Annotated in this window: 12 protein-coding genes; 4 read left to right on the top strand and 8 right to left on the bottom strand. The window is 43.3% G+C overall.

Annotated elements, in window-relative coordinates; all coding sequences use genetic code 11:
* Window positions 1–5: 5 nt before the first annotated feature.
* On the top strand, window positions 6–440 hold the full coding sequence (tsaA, locus tag D5I41_RS02450; protein ID WP_119009213.1) for a tRNA (N6-threonylcarbamoyladenosine(37)-N6)-methyltransferase TrmO: 435 nt from the start codon (window positions 6–8) through the stop codon (window positions 438–440).
* Between the two features lie 23 nt (window positions 441–463).
* Here tsaA and ohrR read toward each other — a convergent pair whose 3' ends face one another.
* Window positions 464–901, bottom strand: coding sequence for a transcriptional regulator OhrR (gene ohrR, locus D5I41_RS02455; protein WP_371860118.1), 438 nt, complete (start codon window positions 899–901; stop codon window positions 464–466).
* Between the two features lie 129 nt (window positions 902–1,030).
* On the opposite strand from ohrR, the gene ohr reads away from it, so the two are divergent.
* Entirely contained in the window at window positions 1,031–1,453 is a 423-nt protein-coding gene (gene ohr, locus D5I41_RS02460) for an organic hydroperoxide reductase Ohr (RefSeq protein WP_119008338.1), read from the top strand.
* Window positions 1,454–1,522: 69 nt separating this feature from the next.
* On the top strand, window positions 1,523–2,452 hold the full coding sequence (locus D5I41_RS02465) for an NADP-dependent oxidoreductase (RefSeq protein ID WP_119008339.1): 930 nt from the start codon (window positions 1,523–1,525) through the stop codon (window positions 2,450–2,452).
* 146 nt (window positions 2,453–2,598) lie between these two features.
* On the opposite strand, the gene D5I41_RS02470 is transcribed toward D5I41_RS02465, so the two are convergent.
* From D5I41_RS02470 to D5I41_RS21495, 5 genes are all read right to left on the bottom strand, one after another.
* On the bottom strand, window positions 2,599–3,642 hold the full coding sequence (locus D5I41_RS02470; RefSeq protein ID WP_119008340.1) for a DUF1254 domain-containing protein: 1,044 nt from the start codon (window positions 3,640–3,642) through the stop codon (window positions 2,599–2,601).
* Window positions 3,643–4,070: 428 nt separating this feature from the next.
* Entirely contained in the window at window positions 4,071–5,315 is a 1,245-nt protein-coding gene (locus tag D5I41_RS02475; protein WP_119008341.1) for an NADH:flavin oxidoreductase/NADH oxidase family protein, read from the bottom strand.
* A gap of 247 nt (window positions 5,316–5,562) precedes the next feature.
* Window positions 5,563–5,793 (bottom strand): DUF3622 domain-containing protein, encoded by a 231-nt coding sequence (locus D5I41_RS02480; protein WP_119009214.1) that lies wholly within the window; start codon window positions 5,791–5,793, stop codon window positions 5,563–5,565.
* Window positions 5,794–6,027: 234 nt separating this feature from the next.
* Window positions 6,028–7,362, bottom strand: coding sequence for a ferredoxin reductase family protein (locus D5I41_RS02485; RefSeq protein WP_119008342.1), 1,335 nt, complete (start codon window positions 7,360–7,362; stop codon window positions 6,028–6,030).
* 72 nt (window positions 7,363–7,434) lie between these two features.
* Window positions 7,435–7,560 (bottom strand): hypothetical protein, encoded by a 126-nt coding sequence (locus D5I41_RS21495; protein WP_268978188.1) that lies wholly within the window; start codon window positions 7,558–7,560, stop codon window positions 7,435–7,437.
* A 312-nt stretch (window positions 7,561–7,872) separates the two neighbouring features.
* Here D5I41_RS21495 and D5I41_RS02495 point away from each other — a divergent pair, with 312 nt between their 5' ends.
* Entirely contained in the window at window positions 7,873–8,640 is a 768-nt protein-coding gene (locus tag D5I41_RS02495; RefSeq protein ID WP_119008343.1) for an RluA family pseudouridine synthase, read from the top strand.
* A gap of 252 nt (window positions 8,641–8,892) precedes the next feature.
* Here the strand turns inward: D5I41_RS02495 and D5I41_RS02500 are convergent, their stop codons facing one another.
* Both D5I41_RS02500 and D5I41_RS02505 read right to left on the bottom strand, forming a co-directional pair.
* Window positions 8,893–9,387 carry a YcxB family protein gene (locus tag D5I41_RS02500; protein ID WP_119008344.1) on the bottom strand — a complete coding sequence of 165 codons (495 nt, stop codon included), beginning with the start codon at window positions 9,385–9,387 and terminating at the stop codon, window positions 8,893–8,895.
* 186 nt (window positions 9,388–9,573) lie between these two features.
* On the bottom strand, window positions 9,574–10,368 hold the full coding sequence (locus tag D5I41_RS02505) for a hypothetical protein (RefSeq protein ID WP_119008345.1): 795 nt from the start codon (window positions 10,366–10,368) through the stop codon (window positions 9,574–9,576).
* Window positions 10,369–11,251 lie beyond the last annotated feature (883 nt).

Below are 11,251 nucleotides of genomic sequence, written 5' to 3' on the forward strand. Positions count from 1 at the left end.
CAATGATGACTAAATCACTACAATACATTGGTGAGATCCAAACCCCGTATATATCACTGGATGAATGTCCCAATAACATCCAACCACAAGGTCCTGATTGCCAGATACTGTTATCTGAGGAATTCGAACATGGCTTAGATGGATTGCAGGTAAGGAATAATATTCTGATTCTTTACTGGTTAGCGGATGCCGAGCGGGATCAGATGATTCAATCCGGTAGAAGTGAAACTAGTAAAGGCGTGTTTGCACTTCGTTCACCGCATCGGCCGAATCCCATTGGAGCCGCGGTACTGCCGATAGAGGCTATTGAGGGCAATGTGATTACGGTTAAAGGGCTCGACTGCTTGAATGGTACGCCTTTGCTGGATATTAAACCGGCAACTTCAAATTCAATCTTGAAAACCAATACAGATATTCTAGAAAAGCCAAGTACGACCTGAGCTTAAATTAATCTTTCAATGACTTATGTTTGCAAGTTTGCCAGCAACTGCTCGCACTGTTTCTTCAAAAGTGTAAGTTCTTGCTCATTCATCTTAGAAAGGCAAAACATCTCTACAGGCACCTGTTGTGCCTGCTGTTTCAGATCTACACCTGCTGATGTCAATGTAATCACACGCACTCGTTCATCTTCTTTACTTCGCGTTCTGCGCACGTAGTCTTTTGCTTCTAGGCGTTTAAGTAGTGGCGTTAGTGTTCCAGAATCAAGATGAGTTTTCTCTCCTAACGTTTTAACATTAACTTCTTCTTGTTCCCAAAGCACCATCATGACGATGTATTGAAGGTAGGTAAGGTCAAGCGCTTTAAGCAAGGGTTGATAAGCTCTGCCCATTGCATTCGAAGCACTATAAAGTGCAAAACACACCTGATTGTCTAGCTTTAGGTATTCATCTTGGTCACTCATGTTCATCTCACCCCGCAATTACATTGTGCACAATATACTTGCGCACTTAGATTTTATCAATTAGTATGAGCCTGAAATTAGATTGTGCGCAATCTAATTGCCGTCAATTTAAAATCAAGGACCTCAACAATGACCACGCTATACACTACTTCAGCTACCGCAACAGCAGGCCGTAACGGTCAAGTATCTACTGACGACAACCTACTTTCCGTTGCACTAAGTTACCCTAAAGAAATGGGGGGTACTGGCAGTGCAACCAACCCAGAACAACTTTTTGCGGCTGGCTATTCTGCGTGTTTCTCAAATGCTCTATTACACGTTGCTAAAGAGATGAAGATTAAAATCACATCCGCTCCGACTACTGCAACTGTAGGTATTGGTCCAAATAAAGATGGTGGCTTTGCACTGACGGTAGCGTTATCTATTGAATTAGATCTAGACCAAGAACAAGCCATCGCCTTGGTAAATACCGCTCATCAAGTTTGTCCTTACTCAAATGCAGTTCGTGGCAACATCGACGTGAAAATTTCGGTTAACGGTCAAGCAATTTAATCCAGTATTAAACGATAGAAGCTAGGCGAGTCGCCTGTTTAAAAGAATATCTAATAGAAGGAAGATTCTATGCGCGCAGTACAAATTCACCAATATGGTGGCACTGAGACATTGAAGTTAGAGCAAATTGATAAACCAACAATTAATGACGATGACATCCTAATTCAAGTAAAGGCAGCCTCTATCAACCCTGTTGATTGGAAGATACGTGAAGGCTATTTGAAAGACTTTATCCCTTACGCATTGCCTATCACGCTAGGTTGGGATGTATCCGGGATCGTTACTCAAGTAGGTAGCAATGTGAGCCAGTTTTCTGTAGGTGACGAAGTCTTTAGCCGCCCCGATATTGCGCGCGATGGCAGCTACGCTGATTACATTGCAGTTAAAGCAGATGAAGCGGTACTAAAATCAACTAAACTCGATTTTGTGCAAGCTGCCGCCCTTCCACTTGCGGGTATTACTGCATGGCAGTGCTTGGTCGATATCGCTAATATCCAGACGGGTCAACGAGTCCTAATTCATGCTGGTGCGGGTGGTGTTGGTCACCTCGCTATTCAAATAGCCAAAGCCAAAGGCGCAACAGTTGTTGCTACCGCATCATCAGCAAACCTTGAACTATTAACTCAGTTTGGTGCAGATGAAGCTATTGATTACGCTAAAGCACCGTTAAATAAACAGATTTCACCAGTTGACGTGGTTCTCGATACGATGGGCGGAGAAGTTCAACAACTATCTTGGTCATTACTTAAGCCTAATGGCATGATGGTTTCTGTTGTTGAGCCGCCAAGCGAAGAAACAGCAAAAGAGCATAATGTACAGGCCGCATTTGTCTTTATACAACCAAGTGCGCGCATTCTTACTGAGCTCAACAAGTTGGTTGAAGCTGATCAGCTTCGTCCGTTCATAGAGCACCGCTTCCCACTAGAGAATATTGCCGATGCTCACCTTCAAAGCCAATCAGGTCGTACTCGAGGTAAGATTGCTATAGAAGTAAGCTAAGTACGCGTAGAGGGCATGCAAGATAGACCGAAAATAGCAGCCTTTATTCAGTGGATAAAAAGTGATTTAGAACAATAACCTACAGTCCACAGCACCTAAAAAGGCCTGAATAATCAGGCCTTTCCGCTAAGAATTTTCAATCATTACTACTTTACTAGCGTGATGCCCTTGCTCGGGTCAATGTCCTTATACAGGAACTCAGTCGTTGGTGCATAGTGACGCACTAGCACGTTCCACTGTTGACCATCTTTTAAGCCATCTAAAGGTATATTGTTAGCACCGTATTTCTCTTCATCACACCCAAAGTACACAGTGTATGTACCGTCTGCATTTGGCTGAGCGACACCACTGTTGGTGCTTGCATCATCATTAAACATGAAGCCATCTTCGTTGTAGACCGTGAATGACCAGAAGCCTTTGTTCTTAGGGTCTTCAAATGTCACTGAGTGACACTGTGTTGACTCAAAGTTAGGCGAGTATTGATAGATGTTATCTTTAAACGTCGCCCCACCCCATCCATAAGCTGCACCTTGGATGCGCTTTTCTGCGGTTGTGTACTCTCCTGTACCGAACATCTTCTCAGAGTCAGCAACACCTTCAACGGCAATTTCAGTCAAGATTTCTTTCTTCACTGGCTCAAGCTTTGCAGCGAGCGTTGGCAAGTCGTAGCCACCAAAGATTGGGTAGTCATCTTTTGAACCCGCTTTGATCACTAACTGATCTTGTAGCTTATTAAGCTCTGCAATTTCTTGTTTATCATGAAGGTTTGGAAGGTAAGTACGAACAATCACAAACATGAATTTTGTCGAGTTTGGCACTTCCAGAGTTTCATTACCCTTGGTGTAAACCATGTCGTAGGTTTGATGGTTTTCATCAGTAAACTGCACCATTACAAAACGGTCACCAAAATCAGGCAGTGTCACTGTCGCGCCTTTTTCCGTATCAACTACTGCAGTAGAGTAGATGGTATCGCGGTTCATGCGCACAATTGGCTGCTCTTCGGTCAATGGTGGCGTACGGAAGTGTCTCCAGCTATTTACGCCATCTGTTGCTTTTGCTTCAGTTACTGCAAAATACTTAGAAGTTTCAGCTTGAATATAGTTGTCTCGATTAACATTAACTTCAGCAGATGCAATATTTGACATACCTAGGATACTTACCGCGATTGGTGCTAGTAGAAACTTTTTCATCTATTCAATACCTCAATTCTTTCTAAGTAAAATGCAACCACTGTTGGTTATAAGCAGTTGATTCAAATTTTATGCTTATCAATGAATTACCATCATTGTCTCAGCAAGTACGAATGAGTTTATGGTGTACTGAGGGTAATCACAAATTCCTATTTACAATATCAATAATAACTTAAGCGCATATCACGGTGAATTTAAAATACAATCTACGCATATCTTGATTGTGGCGATATCCAAGAACCTAATACCAATCACAGTGATTAAGTGATCAGAAATAGCGTAGAAAAAGGCTTGAGAACAAGGCAGGATTTTTCGATAAGTAGTTATTCTACAATCAAAAATTCTAACGAAGTTATCAAGCCTTTTAACCAGCTAGAATGACCAGTTATTTACTACGATTGGTATAAGATTCAGGATCTCGATTTTATTTACGCCCTACGCTTTTTGAACGTATGCCATCCAGCACTTAAAATAGTTTTGATCACAACTCCGAGCGCACTTAATTCAGGGTCAGTATTTTTGCCATCAGCAATACGCCACATTTGGTGCTCGTACCATACCAATCCAACCATCGCCATTTTATCGAGCGCAGGCTTACCCGTAGTAGGAACGGTCAGAGGCATTCCATAGTGAGGGTCTTCGATTAGCTTGTTTGGGAAATCAGGGTCCACAGCCATGGTTCGAGCAATACCAATAAAGTCAGTGGCCGATGTATTCAATGCTTCATTCATTGCTGGCGCCGTTCTAAAGCCCCCCGTAACCACCAGCGGCGTGCTCACCAAGTCTCTCACCTTAACCATATAATCCATAAAATAGGCTTCACGTTTTATGGTGCTGGCTTTCACGGGCTCGTTTTTATTCTTAGAGCCCATCATTGAAGGGCTTTCATATGTACCACCGGAGATCTCAATGAGATCGATACCGTTTTCACTTAAAGCCTGCACCACCTGCATTGACTCTTCTTCGGTAAAGCCGCCTTTCATAAAGTCAGCGCTATTGAGCTTGATCCCTACAGGGAAATCATCGCCAACCTCTTTACGTATGGCGCGATACACTTCTAATACAAATCGAAGTCGATTTTCTAATGAACCACCCCATTGATCATCTCGCTGATTGTGACGTGATGATAGAAACTGACTCACAAGGTAGCCATGAGCGCCATGGATCTGAACTCCAGTAAAACCCGCTCGCTTTGCAAGTTTGGCACTGATAACAAACTTATTAATAATCTCAAAGATTTCCGCTTCAGTTAATGCGCGCGGAGTATTAAAGCCTTTCGCCAAACCACTGCCCAATGAAATAGCAGAAGGCGCTACCGGCTTATCACAAAGAAACTTGGGAATTTGCTTACCTGGATGGTTGATCTGCATCCATATCTGCGAGCCATTTTGCTTTCCAGCATTCGCCCACTCAGTAAATAGCGACATATCGCTTAGCTCATCGAGAACCACATTTTTAGGTTCACCAAGGGCACTTCGATCCACCATTACATTACCCGTAATGGATAAACCAATCCCCCCTTTAGCCCAGCGTTGGTATAGCGTTGCTATTCCCGAGGTCGGATTATGTTGCTTATCTCCAAGTTGTTCACTCATTGCCGATTTAAACAAGCGATTCTTGATGACTTGGCCTTTGATAAGGGTGAAAGGTTTGCTGAGATCGATTGAATTCATGCGTGCTCTAACAATTAGATAATCTAGGTATGATGCGAGCAGTATGCTCTATTTTTCACATAGTTCCGAGCATAATAAGAAATGCTTGAGCTTGCTGGGTAAGCAGGTAAGAAGAGACTAGTCGGTGTTTGCGACGATCAAATTTGATGTCGTAGATAAAGAAAAGTCAGCGAGGGTTTCGCTGACTCGATAGTTGAAGCTTGTTATACCAATCACTTGTTTAGTACGATTGGTATTAGAGCGGTGCTTAATCTTCTGATTGACGATCAGCTGCTTTGCGTTTGTTACGCTCTACTTGGTTTTTAATGAAACCTTCTAGCTCTTTCTCGCCCCACGCTTGTGCTTGCGCTTCTGTTTCGAAGCCCATTTCTCTCTTAGAAACAGTTGTTCTGCGAGATGTCACTTGGCGAACAATCTCGGCACACCAGCCATTACGCTTTTCAATAGTGCGTACCGTGAATTTTTTACTATCAGACATATGCAATTCTCTAAAAATCTTTTCATTACTTGGGTTAAAAAGCTCTTCCCAAGCGTATTGCCAACACAAGCTAGCTTGGTTGAAAACTATAGATGGCATTCTTAGATAATACCATCAATTGGAAGGGCGCCATTAAAGCATAGAAGCCTGCTTTAATGTATTTATTTATCGAGGTGTACGCTGATAATCCAAAATAAAGAAGAGACGAACCAACCTACCACTCCTTCACTACGTCTAACGCATCGAAAAGAGCTCTTCGTGATATCGCTGATCAATATCAAATCGGTAAGCGTTTAGATCTTGCTTCAGCGATTTAGAAAACATTTCAGGCCCACAAAAGTAGACTTCATAGTCACTTAAATCTCCGCATTGTTGCACGATCTGCATGGCATTCAACCGAGGTGAGCATAACGTATCTGTAATGTATAAACTCACTCCCGCTTGATGCGCAAGAGACTTTAGCTCACCAGTCAATTGTTCATCAATACCACGATTGCTATAAAATAGACTCACTCTAGGATGGTTTGTTTGATGTCCTTTGAGAGTTTCTAATGCCGCAAAGAACGAAGCAACCCCAACACCACCCGCAACCCATATTTGCGGCTTGCTATGGTCGAACTCAAATCGGCCATATGGCCCTTCCACCGTTAATTCGTCACCCACTTTTATTCGTTCGTATAACCCATTGGTAAAATCCCCTAACTCCTTAATCAAGAAGCGTAGTTCAGAGTTTTCACTATTAGAGACAATGGTAAAAGGATGTGCGTCTTCGTTTCCAAAGCGTAAATACACGAATTGTCCCGCTTGATGTCCTAACCAAGAAACGTTCGGCTTCAGCACTAGTTCCATTACTTTAGCTTGGGAAAAATAACGCGTTGATGTCACCACAGCCGAACAGCGATTTCGACGCCCTACAAGGCCGAGCAAACTGTAAAATGCAGCCAAAGAACCTGCTATCGCGAACGCAATAGTAAGGTAATAAATAGGTTCTCCCCAATAAGAGAGCTTGAGAAGTAGCACTGAGTGAATAGCAATAAATAGATACGCAACCGACATTAAGCGGTGCGAGACCTTAAAAGGCTTATATTTTACCGCAGCCCACAGTGACACCGTTACCAATATGAGTAGCAGATAGAAACCCCACTCCCCAATACCTTGTCCAAACTCACGTAATTCGGTGATCCATACTTCCCAACCTGACAAGGCTCTAGCGGGACCTGAACCATCATGCCGGGCAGGTTTTGCTAGTGCACCAGCCATTACTAGCCACTTAGGGATTTGATACCACATCCAGTGCACGATACCTAGTGAGACACCTCCGATGCCTACCCACTTGTGGATGCGATAAGCTTTATCCATACCGTTGAACCAGTTCTCAATAAAAGAGAGTCGCATCGCAAGCACCATTGTGATGGACATCAGCATCAGAGACAAAATACCTGAGTACTGAATCATGGCAGAGCGCCATTCAAATACGTTGTCTGACGTGATAATTTGCGGTTCCACCGCAAACCAAAAAGCGGACGTTATCGCTATCATTACCCAAATGATATTCCGGACATTTTTCATGATCTCAATCTCATATCGACGACCATTTTAATTTACCTCTAATAAAGTAAAGCAACGTCAATATGGGTAAAGCTAAGCAAAGTGCTTTTTCTCTGATGCACTACTCGCTGTCCAAAACTCGCGATAAGCACCTTCAGTGATATACCCGCCATTCCACTTCACGCCAGCAGGTCTTGCGAAGAAATTTTGCTTATTCACTACAGAAGGATCGATTTTTGTAAATGGGCCACTAGCTTGTGCTTCTTTCAGTTGCAGGCCTAGGTTTTGCTCACTAGGGACACCCTCTAACGATAATGTGCCAATACTTTATATCTCAGAGTGCTCTAAAACTAGGCGGCATACTCTTTAAAACATGCCTATTTGTATCAAGTTGATCTATTTATTGAGACAGCAAAGTTTAAGAGAGACTCTTCTATTGCAATGCCTTTGGTTTACCGACAAAGTAGTGGCCAGTCGTGCTCATCTACTGTGCCATAACCCGTTTCTCTTCTTTCACATCAGGTCTCTTAAATGTCTAAATCAGGCTCTTCTACAACCAATGCAATAATTGATAACTTTGTAGCGCCAAAGTGTCTGGCTAGGCTAGAGATACTGTATCAAGATGATGACATTTTATTGATTAACAAGCCGAGTGGTTTGTTAAGTTTATCAGGCAAAAACCCGCTTAATTGGGATTCGGTGCACTACCGCCTAGTTAACGGTCAAGACGCTACCCCAACTGAAAAAGCGACACAGTCGTTCGTAGACGCAAAACTGCCTCATCGACTAGATTTAGGGACTTCTGGTGTTATGGTGGTAGGGCTTAACCCTGCAGCGTCAAAGAGCCTTAATCAGCAGTTTCAGGCACGCACAGTGCAAAAGCGATACCTTGCTATGTTAGATGGATGGGTTGAAGCCGATAGCGGCCAAATATCAGCCCCTATTGCTAAAGATAAGACGCTATTTCCCCGAGTTAAGATTTGTCACGATACTGGCAAAAATGCGATTAGTGACTATCAGGTCATTAGCCGCTTGGCTAACCCTCCTAGAACCTTGGTGCAATACACCCCTGTTACTGGTCGCACTCACCAACTGCGTATCCATAGTCTTGAGTTTGGTCACCCTATAATGGGCTGTGACCTTTACAACAACGCAGATCTAAACGGTAGCCATGACCAAGAAAGCACCTCTAAAGCAGAAGAGTTCTCTCAACGCCTAATGCTACATGCCAGTGACATTTACTTTACTCACCCCACCACTGGTGAGGCAATGCATGGACATAGTCCAAATCCATTTTAAATAATGGCCGGAACGCTAGTTGCTTGATTCGGACTTATTATAAATTTAATAAAGAAAAATCGATCAGAAAAAGGTAAAGGAGGCTGATAATAAAAATCAACGACAAATTGGAGACTTATTGATGGGCCTGTAAAGGGAGTGCGGATAACCTCAGATACGGCAAAAACCTTCCCGTCGCATGCAACGTCTTGTCCTCTGGCGAGAAACTAAATGAATGATCTGACCGTATCTATCTTAATACTTCTATTTACGCTAGCTCATTTTTGACAGCGCGTGCTGCTCTACCATGAATGCGATCGCTTCATCATTTAAGCAAGATTTACTGACATATTGGCGCTGCTTACCCATATGCAGGATAAACCCTAGATCGCTCTGTTGAAGTTGGTCGATTTCACCCCAGGTGATGTTGCGGGTGTTGTTGCCAGTTTTATAACTCATACCGCTAGAGTTGACTTGAAATGTTACTTTACTGCCAGAGCTCGCACTGAACGTTTGGCGCCACAACCACCAGCCTCTCTTAAAATAAACACTACACGCTTCAATAACACTCAACACAATAAAGAACCAACCCACATAGCCGTTAGGCAGTAGCTCAAACTCCAATAAAATCACACCAAAAACAAGAAAGAGAACAACTTTTAGGTAGTCTTTTAGAACATTGGAAGGACGGCTAGTTTGGTCATAACACTCAGCAAAAAAGGTCTTGTCGAGCGTGTATTCTGTGGTGAAATCAAAATCTTTAGACATATATGGCTACTTTGAGGCTCTCTACAAATGAGTATTCCATGCCGGAATCTCGCAACTCGAGTATTGTAAAGCTTCTCCGCGCTTTTCTTTAGCTATTTTGGTCTTCTTTGAATCAAAAACACTGAGAGCGCCTACCCTCACAATAGCCAAATTTGCTGATACGTAGATTCTATGGAGCCTTAAACACTAATCAGAGAAAGTGTGACTGTATGCAAGGATGATCTTCTGTTCTGCGCCGTAGTCATTGTCAGTAACAATGCCGAGCAAGTTAATAGAGTCTTTCTTGGTAAACTTGTATCCCATACCTGCACCAAGCCAGTAGCCGAAATAGTCATCAGAGCCTACTGAAGCGCCTGCGAATGTAATCACGGTAAACTCTTCTGTGACAGGTTTTAACGAGAAGTAGCCAAGGTAGCCGCCGGTGCTGTCGCTAGGGTGGAGTACGTAAGGGTTACTGAAATCATAATCAGGATCCCCCTCATTAAGTGGTCTTTCTCCATCGGTGTAGTTGAAGCCTGCCATTGGGAAGATCTGCCAACCCGCAGGTTCTATACCAAATACTGAAAGAGGGACGAATGTTCCGACACTGTAGTTATTAAAGTTAGAACCGTCTTCATATTCGCTCTTGCCGAAGTTGAAGTTCACAATACCAAAGTTAAACAACCATGAGCCACCTAGAGTCCACTCTTCACTATCAGGGTGATACCTGAGGTTGATTTTCTGTGCGTCACTAAGGCCAATAGACCCGGATATCGAGTATCCAAAATTTTCAGATTCAAAATTATAGTCGCCCGCTAGCCCTAGTTTTGTCACCACGCGAGTTGGATCATCAACGTGCTTATTCTCGTTGTCGTAAATATCCTTTTTAGACTCTGAACGACTAGAAGTATCTTCTTCTGACGTGTTTGAGGTATCTGCGAGCACACTTGTGGTATTCAAACCAGCAAAGAGAATAATTAAGCTCGTGGATAATTTACGCATTAGTGGGCTCCTGTGAAGATTCACATGCTCATAGAAAGTAAAGGGAAGAAACCAGCGGAGATTAGGCTCTAGATAGAAACAATTCCGAGAATTGATCTCGCATAGTGTAAGGCATGAAGTTAGAAGAAACTAATTCTTTGTATTTATATGTGCTATTCACATTAGATATGTTGTTTTTAGGTGGGTAACGGCAGGGTAAGTGCAAATATACCGTCGTCTGCGTGGTGCTTTCTTAGAAACCTATTCATTGGTTGGATTGGTCAGACCCTCGATAGAAGCACTCGAGGGTGACGTGAAACCGCGGCTTTGGCAAAAACCGTCGTCTCCGAGATTTTTTATCGGAGACCTATTCAAGTGCTGAGCTACTTAGACCCTCGATAGAAACACTCAAGGTGACGTGAAAGCGCGGCTTCGGCAAAAACCATCGTCTCCGAGAGCTTTTATCGGAGACCTATTCAAATGCTGAGGCTACTTAGACCCTCGATAGAAACACTCGAGGGTGACGTGAAAGCGCGGCTTTGGCAACTTCGTCGTCTCCGAGAGCTTTTATCGGAGACCTATTCAAATGCTGGATTACCTAGACCCTCGATAAGAGCACTCGAGGGTGACGTGAAAGCGTGGCTTTGGCAAAAACCGTCGTCTCCGAGGTTTTTATCGGAGACCTATTCAAATGCAGGATTACGTAGACCCTCGATAGAAACACTCGAGGGTGACATGAAAGCGCGGCTTCGGCAAAAACCGTCGTCTCCGAGAGCTTTTATCGGAGACCTATTCAAATACAGAGCTATTTAGACCCTCGATAGAAGCACTCGAGGGTGACGTGAAAGCGCGGCTTTGGCAAAAACCGTCGTCTCCGAGAGCTTTTATCGGAGACCTATTCAAA

The sequence above is a fragment of the Vibrio superstes genome, assembly GCF_003569005.1.
In the GTDB taxonomy this organism is placed as follows: Bacteria; Pseudomonadota; Gammaproteobacteria; order Enterobacterales; family Vibrionaceae; genus Vibrio; species Vibrio superstes.

Coding starts and splice junctions, on each gene's coding strand:
- ohrR (WP_371860118.1), bottom strand. CDS start 901: ATGAGTGACCAAGATGAATACCTAAAGCTAGACAATCAGGTGTGTTTT.
- ohr (WP_119008338.1), top strand. CDS start 1,031: ATGACCACGCTATACACTACTTCAGCTACCGCAACAGCAGGCCGTAAC.
- D5I41_RS02480 (WP_119009214.1), bottom strand. CDS start 5,793: ATGTCTGATAGTAAAAAATTCACGGTACGCACTATTGAAAAGCGTAAT.
- D5I41_RS02470 (WP_119008340.1), bottom strand. CDS start 3,642: ATGAAAAAGTTTCTACTAGCACCAATCGCGGTAAGTATCCTAGGTATG.
- D5I41_RS02485 (WP_119008342.1), bottom strand. CDS start 7,362: ATGAAAAATGTCCGGAATATCATTTGGGTAATGATAGCGATAACGTCC.
- tsaA (WP_119009213.1), top strand. CDS start 6: ATGACTAAATCACTACAATACATTGGTGAGATCCAAACCCCGTATATA.
- D5I41_RS02465 (WP_119008339.1), top strand. CDS start 1,523: ATGCGCGCAGTACAAATTCACCAATATGGTGGCACTGAGACATTGAAG.
- D5I41_RS02500 (WP_119008344.1), bottom strand. CDS start 9,387: ATGTCTAAAGATTTTGATTTCACCACAGAATACACGCTCGACAAGACC.
- D5I41_RS02505 (WP_119008345.1), bottom strand. CDS start 10,368: ATGCGTAAATTATCCACGAGCTTAATTATTCTCTTTGCTGGTTTGAAT.
- D5I41_RS02495 (WP_119008343.1), top strand. CDS start 7,873: ATGTCTAAATCAGGCTCTTCTACAACCAATGCAATAATTGATAACTTT.
- D5I41_RS02475 (WP_119008341.1), bottom strand. CDS start 5,315: ATGAATTCAATCGATCTCAGCAAACCTTTCACCCTTATCAAAGGCCAA.